General features: G+C 66.7%; 18 protein-coding genes. 12 read left to right on the top strand and 6 right to left on the bottom strand.

Annotated elements, in window-relative coordinates; genetic code table 11:
- Window positions 1-31 precede the first annotated feature (31 nt).
- Window positions 32-958 (top strand): tyrosine recombinase XerC, encoded by a 927-nt coding sequence (locus ACSQ24_RS04230; protein WP_436093477.1) that lies wholly within the window; start codon window positions 32-34, stop codon window positions 956-958.
- An 80-nt stretch (window positions 959-1,038) separates the two neighbouring features.
- Window positions 1,039-1,620: a DUF4337 domain-containing protein gene (locus tag ACSQ24_RS04225; RefSeq protein WP_436093476.1), complete on the top strand. Its 582-nt coding sequence runs from the start codon at window positions 1,039-1,041 to the stop codon at window positions 1,618-1,620.
- A gap of 168 nt (window positions 1,621-1,788) precedes the next feature.
- Here ACSQ24_RS04225 and ACSQ24_RS04220 read toward each other — a convergent pair whose 3' ends face one another.
- Window positions 1,789-2,589, bottom strand: coding sequence for an SDR family NAD(P)-dependent oxidoreductase (locus tag ACSQ24_RS04220; RefSeq protein ID WP_436093475.1), 801 nt, complete (start codon window positions 2,587-2,589; stop codon window positions 1,789-1,791).
- 417 nt (window positions 2,590-3,006) lie between these two features.
- Between ACSQ24_RS04220 and ACSQ24_RS04215 the strand changes: the two genes are divergently transcribed.
- Genes ACSQ24_RS04215 through ACSQ24_RS04195 form a run of 5 tightly spaced genes read left to right on the top strand, consistent with a single transcriptional unit; the run spans window position 3,007 to window position 4,934 of the window.
- Complete coding sequence (locus ACSQ24_RS04215) at window positions 3,007-3,330, top strand: ArsR/SmtB family transcription factor (protein ID WP_436093474.1); 324 nt, start codon at window positions 3,007-3,009, stop codon at window positions 3,328-3,330.
- Window positions 3,327-3,758 carry an SRPBCC family protein gene (locus ACSQ24_RS04210; RefSeq protein ID WP_436093473.1) on the top strand — a complete coding sequence of 144 codons (432 nt, stop codon included), beginning with the start codon at window positions 3,327-3,329 and terminating at the stop codon, window positions 3,756-3,758. The genes ACSQ24_RS04215 and ACSQ24_RS04210 overlap by 4 nt, the downstream gene beginning before the upstream one ends.
- A gap of 34 nt (window positions 3,759-3,792) precedes the next feature.
- A complete protein-coding gene (locus ACSQ24_RS04205; protein WP_436093472.1) occupies window positions 3,793-4,014 on the top strand; it encodes a hypothetical protein in 222 nt (73 codons plus the stop codon).
- A gap of 10 nt (window positions 4,015-4,024) precedes the next feature.
- Entirely contained in the window at window positions 4,025-4,501 is a 477-nt protein-coding gene (locus tag ACSQ24_RS04200; RefSeq protein WP_436093471.1) for a DUF1801 domain-containing protein, read from the top strand.
- A 25-nt stretch (window positions 4,502-4,526) separates the two neighbouring features.
- A complete protein-coding gene (locus ACSQ24_RS04195; RefSeq protein WP_436093470.1) occupies window positions 4,527-4,934 on the top strand; it encodes a DUF1801 domain-containing protein in 408 nt (135 codons plus the stop codon).
- Window positions 4,935-5,159: 225 nt separating this feature from the next.
- On the opposite strand, the gene ACSQ24_RS04190 is transcribed toward ACSQ24_RS04195, so the two are convergent.
- From ACSQ24_RS04190 to ACSQ24_RS04170, 5 genes are all read right to left on the bottom strand, one after another.
- Window positions 5,160-6,566: an amidase gene (locus tag ACSQ24_RS04190; protein ID WP_436093469.1), complete on the bottom strand. Its 1,407-nt coding sequence runs from the start codon at window positions 6,564-6,566 to the stop codon at window positions 5,160-5,162.
- A 28-nt stretch (window positions 6,567-6,594) separates the two neighbouring features.
- The gene (locus ACSQ24_RS04185) at window positions 6,595-7,452 is read right to left on the bottom strand and encodes an ABC transporter permease (protein WP_436093468.1); all 858 of its coding nucleotides are present in this window, start codon (window positions 7,450-7,452) and stop codon (window positions 6,595-6,597) included.
- Complete coding sequence (locus ACSQ24_RS04180) at window positions 7,449-8,396, bottom strand: ABC transporter permease (RefSeq protein ID WP_436093467.1); 948 nt, start codon at window positions 8,394-8,396, stop codon at window positions 7,449-7,451. The genes ACSQ24_RS04185 and ACSQ24_RS04180 overlap by 4 nt, the downstream gene beginning before the upstream one ends.
- Window positions 8,397-8,745: 349 nt before the next feature.
- Window positions 8,746-10,236, bottom strand: coding sequence for an ABC transporter substrate-binding protein (locus ACSQ24_RS04175; RefSeq protein WP_436093466.1), 1,491 nt, complete (start codon window positions 10,234-10,236; stop codon window positions 8,746-8,748).
- 306 nt (window positions 10,237-10,542) lie between these two features.
- Window positions 10,543-11,280 carry a GntR family transcriptional regulator gene (locus tag ACSQ24_RS04170; protein ID WP_436093465.1) on the bottom strand — a complete coding sequence of 246 codons (738 nt, stop codon included), beginning with the start codon at window positions 11,278-11,280 and terminating at the stop codon, window positions 10,543-10,545.
- 161 nt (window positions 11,281-11,441) lie between these two features.
- Here ACSQ24_RS04170 and uxaC point away from each other — a divergent pair, with 161 nt between their 5' ends.
- The 5 genes from uxaC to ACSQ24_RS04145 all read left to right on the top strand — a co-directional run bounded on the left by uxaC (window position 11,442) and on the right by ACSQ24_RS04145 (window position 16,077).
- Entirely contained in the window at window positions 11,442-12,845 is a 1,404-nt protein-coding gene (uxaC, locus tag ACSQ24_RS04165) for a glucuronate isomerase (RefSeq protein WP_436093464.1), read from the top strand.
- Window positions 12,842-13,690 (top strand): 5-dehydro-4-deoxy-D-glucuronate isomerase, encoded by an 849-nt coding sequence (kduI, locus tag ACSQ24_RS04160; protein ID WP_436093463.1) that lies wholly within the window; start codon window positions 12,842-12,844, stop codon window positions 13,688-13,690. Before uxaC ends, kduI begins: the two co-directional genes overlap by 4 nt.
- A complete protein-coding gene (gene kduD, locus ACSQ24_RS04155; RefSeq protein ID WP_436093462.1) occupies window positions 13,690-14,454 on the top strand; it encodes a 2-dehydro-3-deoxy-D-gluconate 5-dehydrogenase KduD in 765 nt (254 codons plus the stop codon). The genes kduI and kduD overlap by 1 nt, the downstream gene beginning before the upstream one ends.
- A gap of 202 nt (window positions 14,455-14,656) precedes the next feature.
- On the top strand, window positions 14,657-14,998 hold the full coding sequence (locus ACSQ24_RS04150; RefSeq protein WP_436093461.1) for a cupin domain-containing protein: 342 nt from the start codon (window positions 14,657-14,659) through the stop codon (window positions 14,996-14,998).
- 95 nt (window positions 14,999-15,093) lie between these two features.
- The gene (locus ACSQ24_RS04145) at window positions 15,094-16,077 is read left to right on the top strand and encodes a TRAP transporter substrate-binding protein (protein ID WP_436093460.1); all 984 of its coding nucleotides are present in this window, start codon (window positions 15,094-15,096) and stop codon (window positions 16,075-16,077) included.
- Window positions 16,078-16,138: the final 61 nt, after the last annotated feature.

Here is a 16,138-nt window from a genome sequence, read left to right as displayed (position 1 = left end):
CCGGGATGACCGCCGAAATGTGAACTGACGCATGAGCGATTTCGACACCCTCCGGCGCGACTGGCTCGCCCATCTCGGCCATGAGCGCCGGCTCTCGCCGAAGACGCTCGAGGCCTATGGCCGCGACATCGCCCAGTTCGCCACCTTCCTGACCCATCATCTCGATACGACGCCGACGCTGAAGGCCATCGCTGCCCTGAAGCCGGCCGATCTGCGCGCCTTCCTGGGCTATCGCCGCCGCGACGGCGTCGGCAACCGCACCTTGATGCGCCAGCTCGCAGCATTGCGCTCGCTGGCGCGCTTCGGCGAGCGCAGCGGCCGGCTGACCGCCGCCGCCTTCGCCGCGACGCGCGGGCCACGGCTCGGCAAGGGGCTGCCTCGCCCGCTCGACGCCAAGGCCGCCGCGGCGGTGACCAGGGCCGACAGCCGCGCCGGCGAGGAACGGCCCGATTGGGTTCTCGCCCGCGACGCCGCCGTGCTCTCCTTGCTCTATGGCAGTGGGCTGCGCATCTCCGAGGCGCTCGGCCTAAAGCGCTCGCAGGCGCCGGTGAGCACAGCCGACGCGCTGACCGTGCTCGGCAAGGGCGGCAAGACCCGGATGGTACCGGTGCTGCCCATCGTCATCGAGGCCATCGCCACCTATCTCGTGCAATGCCCGTGGCGGCTCGCGCCGGAGGGCCCGCTCTTCGTCGGCGTCAAGGGCGGGCCGCTTTCGCCGCGGATCATCCAGCTCGCGGTCGAGGGTTTGCGCGGCTCGCTCGGCTTGGCCAGCAGCGCGACGCCGCATGCGCTGCGCCATTCCTTCGCCACCCATCTGCTCGGCCGCGGCGGGGATCTGCGCGCCATCCAGGAGCTGCTCGGCCACGCCTCGCTCTCGACGACGCAGATCTACATCCGGATCGATTCCACCCGCCTGCTCGCGGCTTATGATTCCGCCCATCCACGCGCCCGGGGATAGCCAGCCCGTCTCCGTGAAATCGGCTTGATTCCGTCACCCGACCCGGCCATCAGGCAGGGCCTTTCCGGGGGGAATCACGCATGGCTTCAGCCGCACCAGACGTCACCGAAGACAATCAGCCGACCAGCAAGACAAACAAGCGTATCGCCCTACTGATCGGCATTCTCGCGCTCCTGCTCGCCTTCTCCGAGATCGGCGGCAAGAACGCCGAGCAGGACGCGCTGTCCAAGAACATCGAGGCCTCCAATCTCTGGGCCTTCTTCCAGGCCAAGACGATCCGCGGCACAACACTACGCACCGCAGCCGAAGCGATGGAGATCGAGCTCGCCAATGCCACCGAGCCGGCGGCACGCGAGCGCTTGCAGAAGCGCATCGACAGCTGGAAGGCGACGATCGTCCGCTATGAGTCGGAGCCTGAGACCAATGAGGGCCGCAAGGAGCTGATCGCCCGCGCCAAGGCGGCCGAGGCCCGGCGCGACATCTCCAGCGCCCGCGACGACAAATACGACATCGTCTCGGGCCTGCTGCAGATCGCCATCGTCGTCGCCTCAGCGGCGATCATCACCGGCGTTGCCCTACTCGCCTGGACCGGCGTGGGCCTCGGCCTGCTCGGGTTCGCGCTGATGGTGATCGCCGAGGTCGCGCCGACCGCGCTGTTCTGAAGGCAGCTCGGCTCCCTCAGCCCTCATCCTGAGGAGGCCGCGCAAGCGGCCGTCTCGAAGGATGGTCCAGCTGTCTCGGGAGCCTCCTGAAACATCCTTCGAGACGCGCTCCTGCGGAGCGCTCCTCAGGATGAGGGCTATGGGGACTGTCCGGCAGGGCGCGACCGCTCAGTAGTGGATCGCGCCCTTCGAGCCGCCGCCGCAGGCGACGGCGTCGCCATTGATCGCGATGCTGCGCGGCGAGGCCAGGAAGGCGACGATGTCGGCGACCTCGGCCATGTCGACCAGCCGGCCGATCGTGACATTGGCCGCCATGCGGCGCTCGACCTCCTCGGCCGCCATTCCGGACGCCGCCGCCCGCGCCGCGACCACGCCCGGCGTCTTCTCGGTGCGCGTCGTGCCCGGATGCACCACGGTGACGTTGATGCCCTTCGGGCCGAGTTCGTCAGCGAGGTTCTTGGTCAGCGCCGCGACCGCGACATTGCGGATCGAGCCGATGGTCGAGCCGGTCAGGCGCGCCGCGAGCCCGCTGATGTTGATGATCCGGCCCCAGCCATTGGCCTCCATCACCGGCGCGGCTTCGCGGGCCATCCGGAGATAGCCCATCACCTTGACGTTCACGTCGTCGAAGAACAGCGCGTCGGTGATCTCGGCGAGCTTGGGCGGCGTCGCCTGCCCGCCGGGCTTGGCGGCGGCATTGACGAGGATATCGAGTCCGCCCAGCGCCGCCACGGTGCCGGCGATCAGAGCCTTGACCGAGGCATCGTCCTGCGTGTCGACGCTGAGCCCAATGACCTTGCGTCCGGTCTCCTGCGCTAGCTCGGCAGCAGCAGCATCGAGTTCCGCCTGGTTGCGCGCGGCGATGACGACATCCGCGCCCTCAAGCGCCAGCTGCCGCGCAATGGCGCGGCCGATCCCCTTGCTGCCGCCCGTGACCAAAGCGCGCTTGCCGTTCAGCATCAGATCCATGTGAGGTTCCATGAAGGCAGGAGGGGGGCGTGCAGACAGCGACGGTCCCCACGGTTTCATGAGGCATCCTGCGGGAACGGCTCGGTGCAGTCCAGCACCCCGGGCCGCTTCCCCCTCAGAGCGCTCGCTTGAAGAAACGCTCCACCGTTCGTGATGGGTTCAAGCCCTCCCCCCGCTTGCGGTGGGGAGGGTTGGGTGGGGGGCAGCGCCGCTCGGCGCTTCATTGGAAGAGTAGTCGAATCCTGCTTTGCGGCCCCCCATCCCTAACCCTTCCCCACCGCAAGCGGGGGGAAGGGGATGTGTCCGACTTTCGAGCGATCACTTTGCCCCCTGCCCCGCATGGCCCACGAGGGCACTTGACCAATTCATATCTCCGTGGTTATGAATAAACCCATAGCCAACGGGTTATTGATCTCGATGCAGGATGCTCACGATCTGCTCTTCAGGACGCTGGCCGACCCGACGCGGCGCGCCATCTTCGAGCGCCTGTGCCGGGACGGCGAGCAGACGGTCGGGGCGCTGACCGCGCAGGCCGGGGTCTCGCAACCGGCCGTCTCGAAACATCTCGGCGTGCTGAAGCTGGCCGGGCTGGTGCGCGATCGCCATGCCGGCCGCCAGACTCATTACAGCGCCCAGCTCGGCGCGCTCTCCCCGCTGATCGACTGGACCAGCCAGATGGCCGGGTTCTGGGAGGCGCGGTTCGACGACCTCGAAAATTTGCTCACAAGGATGGATCAATGAGCACCGCCACAACGCAAACGCGCTCCGTCACCGTCGAGCGCGAGATCGCCCATCCGCCGGAGAAGCTCTGGCGCGCGCTGACGCAGCCGCATCTGATCGCGGAATGGCTGATGAAGAACGACTTCGCGCCGGTTGTCGGCCATCGCTTCAACCTGCGCGGTGAGTGGGGCGGCGTGCTCGATTGCGAGGTTCTCGACATCGAGCCGAACCGGACGCTGTCCTACACCTGGGACTTCGCCCATGAGGACCCTGCCTTCGACATGAAGAGCGTCGTGACCTTCACGCTCACCCCGACTGCCAAGGGCACGCTGCTGCGCATGGAGCAGGCAGGCTTCCGGCCGGAGCAGAAGCAGGCTTTTGGCGGCGCCAAGGCCGGCTGGCAGGAGTTCTTCGGTAAGCTGGAACAGCTGCTGGCGCGGGCAGAGTGACGATGTCGGGTCTCACATTTGCAAGGAGGTGCTCATGACCTGGAGCAGCGCTATTCGGCAGGGCCATCGCTGGCTCGCCATCATCTTCACGGCGACCGTCATCGCCAATTTCGTCGCCATGGCGCTGGGACCGCCGCCGGCCTGGATCGTCTATTCGCCGCTGCTGCCGCTGTTCCTGCTGATTTTCTCGGGCCTCTACATGTTCGCATTGCCCTATGTCGCCGGCTGGCGGAGCGGGCAGCGGGTTGACGGGTAGGAGTCGGGACATGGCGGGCAAGACCATAAAGGCATCGGCGAAGAAGACGGCGACGAAGACGGCAGGAGAGGCCAGCGCGAGCACGGAACCCGTCCTGCTTTCGGGCGGCAATCCGCAGATCGCCAAGGGTTATGGCGATGCGCCGGTGCAGGCCTACATCGCCGCCATGCCGGGCTGGAAAAGCGAGCTCGGAGCCCGCCTCGATGCTCTGATCACCAGCGCCGTCCCGGAGGTGAGGAAAGCGGTCAAATGGAACTCGCCGCTCTATGGGCTCAAAGACGACTACTGGTTCCTCGGCATCCATGTCTTCGCGAAATACGTGAAGGTCGCCTTCTTCCGCGGCGCCTCGCTCGATCCCGTCCCGCCCGGCACCTCGAAGCAGAAGGAGGTGCGCTATCTCGACATCCACGAGGACGACGGGCTCGACGAGGCCCGGTTCACCGCCTGGGTGAAGCAGGCGGCCGCCTTGCCCGGCGAGAAGATGTAACGACGGTTATGAGGAGATCGGCCCGATGAAGCAGGCAGACGACAAGACCGGCGACACGGCCTCAGCCTCCGAGCAGATCGATGCCCGGATCGCGGAACTGAGCGATTGGCGCGGCGCGGCACTCGCAAAAGTCCGCGCCATCATCCGGCAGGCCGATCCCGAGGTGGTTGAAACCTGGAAATGGCGCGGCGTCCCGGTCTGGGAACATGCCGGCATCATCTGCACCGGCGAGACCTACAAGGCCGCGGTGAAGCTGACCTTCGCCAAGGGCGCCTCACTCCCTGACCCTTCAGGCCTGTTCAATTCGAGCCTCGATGGCAACACCCGGCGCGCCATCGACATCCATGAGGGCGCTGCGATCGACGAGGCGGCGCTGACGGCGCTTGTCCGGGCCGCCGCAGTGCTGAACACGGCTGGGAAGAAGAAGGCTTAAAGGCCCTCTTCCCTTCTCCCCTTGCGGGAGAAGGTGGCCCGAAGGGCCGGATGAGGGGTCGCGCAACGCAGACTCGTCATGGTCGGGCTCGTCCCGACCATCCACGCCTTTACTTCAAACCATGTTCAAGACGTGGATGCTCGCCACAAGGGCGAGCATGACGGAGAGGGCGCGCGACCCCTCACCCTAACCCTCTCCCGCAAGGGGAGAGGGGATATGTCGTGCTCAGCCTACAGCGCTCGAAACCCGCGGCACCCGCGGCCACTCCGGCCCCGCCCCGCGCAGCCTCTCCCACGCCCGCGCCATCTGCAGAACGCCGAGATCGTCGAAGCGTTTTCCGGTGATCTGCAGGCCGATCGGCAGGCCGGATGTGGTCATGCCGGCATGCACTGAGATCGCCGGCTGGTCCGACATGTTGGCCGCTACCGTAAAGACGATGTGCTCGAAGGGTCGCTCGGGATCATGCAGCGGCGAGGCCAACTCGGCGGCAAAGCTCGGCACCGGCGAGACCGGCGAGAGCACATAATCAAAGGGCGCGGCTGCCTTCAACGCCGCATGGCGGATCGCCAGCATCTGGCTCATGCCGCGATGGACCTGCGCGCCGGTGAGCGAGCGGCCACGCTCGGCCCAGGCGTAGATGTAGGGCAGCACCCTCTCCTGTCGCTCCTTCGGCAGCGCGCCGATCTCGGCCCAAGCGCGCTGGCGCCAGAAATCGTCGAGCCCGTCGAGCATGTCCTGCGTCAGGAAGGACGGCATGATCTCAACGATCGCCCCTGCCTTGCGGAAGGCGTCGGCCGCATTGGCGATAGCCGCCCTCACCTCCAGCTCGACCGGCAGGCCGATGCCGGCTTCGAGTTGAAGTCCGATCTTGAGGCCACGCGGCTCGCGTTCGAGAGCGCTCCAGGCGATCTCCTGCGGCGGCAGGCACATCGGATCGCGCTCGTCCGGCTTCGACAATTCGCGCATCATCAGCGCGGCATCGGCGACGGTGCGCGTCATCGGCCCGGCGACGCGGCCGTAATAGGTCGGGTCGATCGGCACGCGGCCGAAGCTCGGCTTGAGGCCGACAAGTCCGCACCAGCCAGCCGGCAGGCGGATCGAGCCGCCGATATCGGTACCGACATGTAAGGGGCCGTAGCCCGCAGCTCCCGCCGCCCCCGCCCCGGCCGAGGAGCCGCCGGGATTCTTCGAGAGGTCGAACGGATTGCGGGCGAGTTCGTGGAAACTCGACAGGCCGGAGGAGAGCATGCCGTAATCGGGCATCGTCGTCTTGGCGAGGATGACGCAGCCGGCCTCGCGCAGGCGCTGCGCCGGCGGCGCATCCGCTGCGGCGGGGGCAAGCTCCATCGCCGCCGTGCCGAGCGGCACCGGCACGCCTCTTGTCGCGATGTTCTCCTTGATCGTGCAGGGCACGCCGTCGAGCGCCAGCGCCTCGCCGTTGCGCCAGCGCGCTTCGCTCGCCTTCGCCGCGGCGCGGGCGCCCCCTGGATCATAGGCGTAGAGCGCCTTCAGCGACGGCTCCCAGATCTCGATGCGCGCGATCACCGCCTCGGTGACCTCGACCGGCGAGAGCTCGCGCGAGCGGAAGGCCCGGAGCATGTCGACAGCACTGAGGTCGGCGAACTCGATCATCGGGAAGTCTCCGCAATCATATTGATAGTCAGTCCCGCGAACGGCGCATGCGCGGATCGACCGCGTCGCGCAAACCGTCACCCAGCAAATTGAAGGCCAGCACCGAGAGCGCGATCGCCGCGCCCGGGAAGATCGCGAGCCAGGGCTGCGCCGCCATGAAGGTCTGCGCCTCGTTGAGCATCCGCCCCCAGGACGGCGCCGGCGGCTGCGTGCCGAGGCCGAGATAGGACAGGCCGGCTTCGGCGAGGATGGCGAGCGCGAACTGGATCGTCGCCTGCACCACCAGGACGCCGGCGATGTTGGGCAGGACGTGCTGGCGCGTGATCGCCATCTCGGTCAGCCCGGCGGCGCGCGCCGCCAGCACATAGTCGAGCGCCCAGCATTGCAACGCCGCCCCCCGAGCAAGTCTTGCGAAATAGGGCAGGCTGAACAGCGCGATCGCAATCACGGCATTCATCATGCCGGGCCCCCAGACCGCGCTGATCATGATCGCCGAGAGCACGGCCGGGAAGGCGTGGCTGAAATCGGCCATGCGCATGATCAAATTGTCGAGCCAGCCGTCGCGCCGGATCGCAGCGATCAGCCCGAGCGCGCTGCCCGCCGTCAGGCCGAGCCCGACCGCACCCAGGCCCACCGCCAGCGAATTGCGCGCGCCGACCATGATCATCGAAAACACGTCGCGGCCGAACTGGTCGGTGCCGAACCAGTGCTCGGCCGAGGGCGGACGCAAGCGCTTCAGGATCGCCATCTGCGTCGGCTCATAGGGCGTCCAGAGATAGGAGATCAGCGCCATCGCGACGACGAGCCCGCCGAGCAGCAGGCCGGCCAGGAAGGACGGCCCGGCCCACCAACGCCGTGGGCGGGAGCGAGGCGCGACCGCGCTCATGACGCCTGCCGCAGGCGCGGATCGATCAGCCCGTAGAGCAGTTCGATCGCGAAGTTGATGAAGACGACCAGGGCGGAGAACAGCATCACCAGATTCTTGACCACGATCAGGTCGTGCTGGGCGATCGACTGGAAGACGAGCCGGCCCAGCCCCGGCAAGGCGAAGACGTTCTCGATGATGATCGCTCCTGCAAGGAGCACGGAAAACTGCAGGCCCAGCACGGTGACGACCGGGATCAGGGCGTTGCGCAGCACATGGCGCAGCATGGTGCGCCGCCGGCTCACCCCCTTGGCGCGGGCGGTGCGGACATAATCCTCCTGCATCGTCTCGAGCATGGCCGAGCGGGTGACGCGGGCGAGGATCGCCGCCTGCGGCAGAGCAAGCGCGATGGCCGGCAGCAGCAGCGATTTCAGCGCTGGCCAGAAGCCGGCCTGCCAGCCCGGAAAGCCGCCGGCCGGCAGCCAGCCGGCGCCGACCGCGAAGACCAGCACGAGCAGCAGGCCGAACCAGAAATTCGGGATGGCGAGCCCGGCCTGGGCGAAGACCATCACCGCAGCATCGCCGGCCCGGTTGTGGTTGGCCGCGGCCAGCGCCCCGAGCGGGATGCCGATGGCGGAGGCAAGCAGGATCGCCATCGAGGCCAATGGCAGCGTCACCACCATGCGCTCGCCGATCAACTGCGTCACCGGCACGCGATAGGTGTAGCTGAGGCCGAGATCGCCGGTGACGAGGCCGCCGATCCAGCTGAAGAATCGCAGCAGCGCCGGCTGGTCGAGCCCCATCTCAGCCCGCAGCGCCGCCAGCGCCTCCGGCGCCGCATTGAGCCCGAGCGTCACCGCCGCCGGATCGCCCGGCAGGATTTCCAGCACGAGGAAGATGACGATCGCCGCGCCGAGCAGCGTCGCGACGAAGGAGAGGAGGCGGCGCAGGAGATAGGCGGTCATTCGCCACTCCGCAGACTGTGGCAGAACGAGGCGACGCGAAACGGATTTGAGAGGCGCGGGGAACCCTTCTCCCGTGTGGATTTCTCTGCGAAACGAGGACGTGGCGCGGGCCCCCCTCCCCCCTGTGGGGAGGGGAAGGGGTGGGGGGCGGAAAGTCGAAACGATCGGCTGCGAGACGGCCCCGATCCGCCCATACAAACAACCTCGAGCCCGGTCGTTCGCCCCCCATCCCCATCCCCATACCCTTCCCCACAAGGGGGAAGGGGGGAGCCCAGGCTCCGCTTTCGCGGAGGAATCCGTGTGGGAAGGGTGTTCCCCGCGGATGTCCCGATCGTCATCGCAAAAACACCTACCGCCAGCGCACCTCCGCCAGCGGCGTCAGCGGCAGCGGCCAGTCGGTCCACATGCCGTCGAGATCGGCCTTGGTCACGGTGATCTTCGGCAGGATGAAGAGGAAGCCGTTGACCGCGTCGCGCGCCAGCATGCGCTGGGCCTCGCCATAGAGCTTGTTGCGCTCGGCCTCGTCGACGGTGCGGTCGATCTTTTCGATCAGCGCCTTGAATTCGGGATTCCTGTACTGGAAATAGTAGTCGTCGCGGGCGTAGTTAGCGATGTCGAGCGGCTCGGTGTGCGAGATGATGGTCAGGTCGAAATCCCGCGCCTTGAACACCCGCTCCAGCCATTGCGGGAATTCCAGCGGCTCGATCTTCGCGGTGATCCCGATTTGCGCCAGCAGCGCCGCGACGATCTCGCCGCCGCGCCTGGCATAGGCCGGCGGCGGCAGCCGCAGCGTACATTCGAAGCCTTTCGGGAAGCCCGCCGCCGCCAGCAGGCTCTTCGCCCTGGCGAGGTCGACCGGATAGGCGCCGGTCAGGTCGACATAGGCCGGGTGCAGCGGCGAGAAATGGCTGCCGATATAGTCAAGGTCGAAGCCGTAAATGCCGAGCGCGATCGTCTTGCGGTCGAGCACATGCGCGATCGCCTGGCGCACCCGGACATCGCTGAACGGCGCCTTGGCGTTGTTGATGGCGAGAATAGTCTCGCCCTCGGTTTTGCCAAGCGTGACCCTGAGCTTCGGGTCGGCCTTGAGCTGCGGGATCGCCTCCGGCGCCGTGAGATTGGTGAAGACATCGATGTCGCCGGCACGCAGCGCCGCGACCTGCGCCTGCGGATCGGAGATGAAGCGGAAGACCGCCTTGGCCAGCGAGGGCTTGGTGCCCCAGTACTCGTCGTTGCGCGTCAGTTCGAGCCGGTCGCCGCGGTTCCAGCGCGCGAACTTGAATGGGCCGGTGCCGACCGGATTGGTCTTGTTGTTCGCAGCGGTAGCCTGCGAGACGATGACCGCGTCGCCCCAGGAGAGACCGTAGACGAAGTTCGCCGTCGGCTGCTTCAGCGTGATCACGACCGTGACCGGATCGGGCGCCTCGATGCCGGAGATCGGCGTGAAGATCCAGCGCTGGGCATTGGTCGAATCGGGCGCGACCGCGCGCTCCAAGGAAAATTTCACGTCGCGCGAGGACAGCGGCGTGCCGTCGTGGAAGCGCGCATTCGGCCGAAGCTTGAAGGTGTAGGTGAGGTTGTCGGGCGCGAGCGTCCAGCTCTCGGCCAGCGCGGGCACGAGCTTGCCGGTGCGGTCCATCGCCACCAGCCCCTCGAAGACGTTCTGCAGCACGACCTCGCGGATCGCCTGCGCCGCCCCTGAGGTCGGATCGAGCGTCGGCGGCTCCAGCGTCATGCCAATCACGACGCTGTCCTTCGCCTGCGCGAAGGCGGAGAGCGGAAGCTGGGTTGCGAGCGTGGCCAAGCCTGCTCCCGCCAGAAGATCGCGCCGCGTCGTCATCGTCCCGCCTCCATATCGTTGCGGCGCAAGATGGCGCGGGAGATGGGAGCGAGGCAAGTCGTCAGGCGCGGGATCCCCTCTCCCGTGTGGGAGAGGGGTAGGGGTGAGGGACCGCCCTCTCAGAATGAAGCTGCAACAGGGCCGGCGCGTTCTTCAGCGCTGGCGGGAAATGGGCTTCCTCCATCTGCAAAGAAGGCAGCGGCACCGTCGTGCTCCAACGATCAGCGGCAGTCCCTCACCCCTACCCCTCTCCCATCCGGGAGAGGGGCTCCCCGCGCTTCAAACTGCAAGGGTCCAAGCAAAAGCTCACACGAAATAATCCGGATAGCTCGCCTTCAGATTCACCAGATCGGGCAGCAGCGTGCCGAGATGCTGGCGCATTGCCCCGACTGCAGCGGTCGCGTCGTGCCGCCTGATCTCGTCGACGATCGCGAGATGCTCGCGGATCACCATCGCCATCCGCCCCGGCACCGGCAGCGTCATCCGCCGGCAGCGATCGATCTGGCTCTTGGCGGCATGGGCGAGCTTCCAGACGCCGGGATAGCCGGCCTCCTCGGCGAGCACCTCGTGGAAAGCCTCATCGGCAAGGTGGAAACGCTCCTGGTCGTTCGCCTCATGCGCCTCGTGCAACTGCGCGATCGTCGCATCGAGCCGGGCGATGTCATCGGCGCTCGCCGCCTGTGCCAGCACCTCGACCGTGGCGCATTCGAGTGCCTGGCGAATGAAAACAGCCTCGGGGATGGCTCCGACCGGAATGCGCGCGACGAAGGTGCCGGCTTGCGGGAAGATCTCGACCAGCCCTTCTTCCTTCAGGCGAATCAGCGCCTCGCGTACCGGCGTGCGGCTCATGCCGAAGCGGCTGGTGAGATCCTTCTCGGACAGCGCCACGCCGGGCCTGAGCACCATGTCGAGGATCTCGCGCCGGAGTTCGTCCTGCACGATGGAAGCGGCCGTGGCGCGGCCTGCGGACGCTGCGGCGAGGCGCTGCGGCTTGCGCTCGCGGCGCAGGGTTCCAACGTCGCCTCCCCCTAGCGCTTCCGACATCGTCCTATCCCGGCCATGATCACTCCCTTATTGGACCGCGATGCGCGCTCCGCGGCCAAGAACGGCGTAACACGGCGGAGCAGCGCATACTAGTATATTAGTATATTGACGCGCCACCGATGCCGGCCCTATGGTCCGGCCCGCCAGAGGAAACGCCAGCAATGCTGCTGCACGACGATCGTCTTTTGCCTGCCGAACCGGTGACCCGCGGAATCGCGCGCCGCCTCTATGCCGGCATTCGCGACCTGCCGATCATCTCGCCGCATGGCCACACCGATCCGCGCTGGTTCGCCGAGGACAAGCCCTTCCCCGATCCGGCGACGCTGTTCGTCAAGCCGGACCACTACATCTTCCGCATGCTCTATTCGCAGGGCATAAGACTCGAGCAGCTCGGCATCGCCCGCAAGGACGGTGGCGAGGTCGAGGGCGATCCGCGCAAGATCTGGCAGTTGTTCGCCAGCAACTGGCATCTGTTCCGGGGCACGCCGACCAGGCTCTGGTTCGAGCACGCCGCCTTCTCGATTTTCGGCATCACCGAGCGCCTCTCGGCCGAGAGCGCCGACCGCATCTATGACCGCATCGCCGAGCAGCTGGAGCAGGACGCGATGCGCCCGCGCGCGCTGTTCGAGCGCTTCAAGATCGAGGCGATCGCCACGACCGAGGGCGCGCTCGATCCGCTGAAATGGCACGACATGATCAGGGAGTCGGGCTGGGGCGGCAAGGTCGTCACCGCCTATCGTCCCGACAGCGTCGTCGATCCCGAATTCGAGGGCTTCAAGGGCAATCTCGAGCAGTTCGGCGAGCTGACCGGCGAGGATGTCGGCAGCTGGAACGGCTATCTCGAAGCCCATCGCAAGCGCCGCGCCTACTTCATCGAGCGCGGGGCGACCTCCTCCGACCACGGCCATGCCACAGCCCGCACCGCCAACCTGACCGCGGCCGAGTGCGAGAAGCTCTTCGGCAAGATCCTGAAGGGCAAATTCTCGGCCGAGGACGCCGACGTCTTCCGCGGCCAGATGCTGACCGAGATGGCGAAGATGAGCCTCGACGACGGGCTCGTCCTGCAGATCCACCCCGGCTCCCACCGCAACCACAACCCTTATCTCTTCGAGCAATTCGGCCGCGACATGGGCGCCGACATCCCGCGCGGCATGGACTATGTCTCGGCGCTGAAGCCTTTGCTCGACGCGGTCGGCAACGAGCCGAACCTCACCGTCATCGCCTTCACCCTCGACGAAACCAGCTATTCGCGCGAGCTCGCCCCGCTCGCCGGCCATTACCCCGCGCTGAAGCTCGGGCCGGGCTGGTGGTTCCTCGATGCGCCCGAGGCGATGCTGCGCTTCCGCGAGCTCACTACCGAGACCGCCGGATTCTACAACACCGTCGGCTTCAACGACGACACCCGCGCCTATCTCTCGATCCCGGCACGCCACGACGTCGCCCGCCGCTGCGATTGCGCCTACCTCGCCAAGCTCGTCGCCGAGCATCGTCTCGACGAGGACGAGGCTGCCGAAGTCGCCCATGATCTCGCCTACCGCCTGGCCAAGGAGGCCTACCGGCTGTGACCAGCGCCAAAACTATCGACGAACGCCAGGCCGCCCATCCCCGCGATGTGCGCGGTTACGACACCGAAACGCTACGCCAGGACTTCCTGATCGAGCGCATCTTCGTGCCCGGCGAGGTCGCGCTGACCTATAGCCACTACGACCGCATGATCGTCGGCGGCGCGATGCCTGCCGCCAAGCCGCTGACGCTCGATCCGTTCCCACCGACCGGCACGCCCTTCTTCCTGGCGCGCCGCGAGCTCGGCGTGATCAATCTCGGCGGCGCCGGCTCGGTCACCGTCGACGGTGAGCGCTTCGACTTGCCGAGCCTCGATGCGCTCTATGTCGGCCTCGGCGCCAAGGAGGTCTCCTTCGCCAGCGCCGACCCGGCCAACCCGGCCAAGCTCTACCTGACCAGCGCGCCGGCGCATCGCGAGGCCAAGCACCAGCTCATCCGCAAGGAAGACGCCAACACCATCCATCTCGGTGCAGCTGAGACCTCGAACAAGCGGACCATCCGGCAATACATCATGCCGAACAGCACCGGCACCAACCAGCTGGTGATGGGCATGACGGCGCTGGAGCCGGGCTCGGTCTGGAACTCCATGCCCTGCCACACCCATACGCGGCGGATGGAGGCCTATCTCTACTTCAATCTCGACCCGGCCCACCGCGTCTTCCATTTCATGGGCGAGCCGCAGCAGACCCGCCATTTGCTCGTCGCCAACGAGCAGGCGGTGATCGCGCCGAACTGGTCGATCCATTGCGGCTGCGGCACCTCGAACTATTCCTTTGTCTGGGCCATGGCCGGCGACAATGTCGAGTTCACCGACATGGACGCCGCCCCGGTGGAGACGCTGCGCTGATGGTGACGCGCTCGCCCTTCTCGCTGGACGGCCGGACGGCGCTGGTCACCGGCGGCAATACCGGCATCGGCCAGGGCATCGCACTGGCGTTGGCGCAGGCTGGCGCCAGGGTCGTCGCGGCGGGGCGCTCGAGCATGGCGGAGACCGAACAGCTGATCGCGGAAGCCGGCGGAACCTGCTTCGCGCTTCAGGCGGACCTGCAGCAGACCGGCATCGCCCAGCGCGTTATCGAGCAGGCCTCAGAGCTCGCTGGCCCGCTCGACATCCTTGTCAACAATGCCGGCATCATCCGCCGCGCCGACGCGCTCGATTTCAGCGAGAGCGATTGGGACGAGGTGATGAACCTCAACCTCAAGGCCAATTTCTTCCTGGCCCAGGCCTTCGCCAAGGCCGCGCTCGCGGCCGGCCGCGGCGGGCGCATCGTCAACATCGCCTCGCTGCTTTCTTTCCAGGGCGGCATCCGCGTCGCCTCTTACACCGCAAGCAAGAGCGGGCTCGCCGGCCTGACACGGCTGCTCGCCTGCGAGTGGGCGGCAAAGGGCATCAACGTCAACGCGATCGCCCCGGGCTATGTCGAGAGCAACAACACCGAAGCATTACGCGCCGATCCCGACCGCAATACCGCGATCCTCGCCCGCATCCCGGCCGGTCGTTGGGGCAAGCCTTCGGATATCGGCGGCGCGGCCGTGTTTCTGGCGAGCGACGCCGCCGCCTACATCCATGGCGCGATCCTTCCCGTCGACGGAGGCTGGCTGGCCCGATGACCTCTTCGACGTGCACATCCGCGATGACGAGCCGCGACCTCCCCCCTCCCCCCGCTTGCGGTGGGGAGGGCCGGGGTGGGGGGCAGTTCCGCTCGGCGCAGGGCTGGGAGAACGGCCGCGTCCTGCGTTGCGGCCCCCCATCCCTAACCCTTCCCCACCGCAAGCGGGGGGAAGGGAACGCGGCAGCGCCAGGAGCTCGGCGATGAGCGAGCGTCTCAACTCCTTCTTCCAGCACGACGCTGACATCGCCTGGGAGCCGACCGAGCCCGGCGTCAAGCGCAAGATCATGGCCTATGGGCCGGATCTGATGGTGGTCCGCGTCGTCTTCGAGAAAGGTGCGATCGGCAAGGCGCACCAGCACCCGCACCGCCAGGCGTCCTATGTCGAGAGCGGCGTCTTCGACGTCACCATCGACGGCAAGACCAGCCGGCTTTCCGCCGGCGATACCTTCTTCGTGCCCGAGAACCTCGTCCACGGCGTCGTCAACATCGAGGCCGGGCAATTGATCGATTCCTTCACACCGATGCGGACGGAATTTTTGTGAGAGCTCGCCGTGCCGGCCGTGCCGGCGCGGCTCCCGTCAGGGGACAACAACGACCGGAATAAGCCGGCAAACATTTTGGGGAGAGGACTGAAACCATGCTCAATCGACGGAGTTTCTCCGCGCTCACCGGCGTCGCGTTCGCCGCGCTGCTCGCGACCTCGGCTCAGGCGCAGAACGTCACCCTGCGCTCGACCGACATCCATCCGACCGACTATCCGACGGTCGAGGCCGTCCGCCACATGAGCAAGCTGCTCGATGAGCGCACGCAAGGGCGGATCAAGATCAACGTCTTCCACTCGGCCCAGCTCGGCCAGGAGAAGGACACGATCGACCAGACGCGCTTCGGTGTCATCGACATCAATCGCATCAACATGGCGCCGTTCAACAACCTGATCCCGGCGACCAATGTGCCGTCCCTGCCCTTCATCTTCCGCTCGGTCGATCATATGCGGAAGGTCATGGACGGCCCGATCGGCGACAATCTGCTGAAGGATTTCGAGAAGCACGACCTGATCGGCCTCGCCTTCTACGATTCCGGTTCGCGCTCGTTCTACAACTCCAAGCGGCCGATCAAGACGCCCGCGGACATGAAGGGCATGAAGATCCGAGTCCAGCAGTCCGACATGTTCGTCAGCCTGGTCTCGGCGCTCGGCGCCAACGCCACGCCGATGCCGTTCGGCGAGGTCTATTCGGCGCTGCAGACCGGCGTCATCGACGGCGCCGAGAACAACTGGCCGTCCTATGAGTCGACCCGGCATTTCGAGGTCTCGAAGTTCTATTCGCAGACCGAGCACTCGCTCTCGCCGGAGGTGCTGGTGATGTCGAAGAAGAGCTTCGACAAGTTCAACGCCGCCGACCAGGCGCTGATCAAGGCTGCCGCCAAGGAATCGATCGCGAAGATGCGCGAGCTCTGGGATGCCCGCGAGAAGGCCTCGGAGGCGAAGGTCAAGGCCGGCGGCGCCCAGGTCAACGCCATCGAGAAGCAGCCCTTCATCGACGCGATGAAGCCGGTCTACGACAAGTTCGTCACCGATCCCAAGCTGAAGGAAATGGTCGCCGCCATCCAGGCGGTGAAGTGACTGCCTGCGCCGGCCTCCCGGCCGGCGCATCTCTTCTGCGTCATTGCGAGGAGCGAAAGCG

Origin of the sequence: Allobosea sp. LjRoot237, from assembly GCF_964253285.1 — a bacterium.
Classification (GTDB): domain Bacteria; phylum Pseudomonadota; class Alphaproteobacteria; order Rhizobiales; family Beijerinckiaceae; genus Allobosea.
This window is presented reverse-complemented; position numbering and strand designations above follow the sequence as displayed.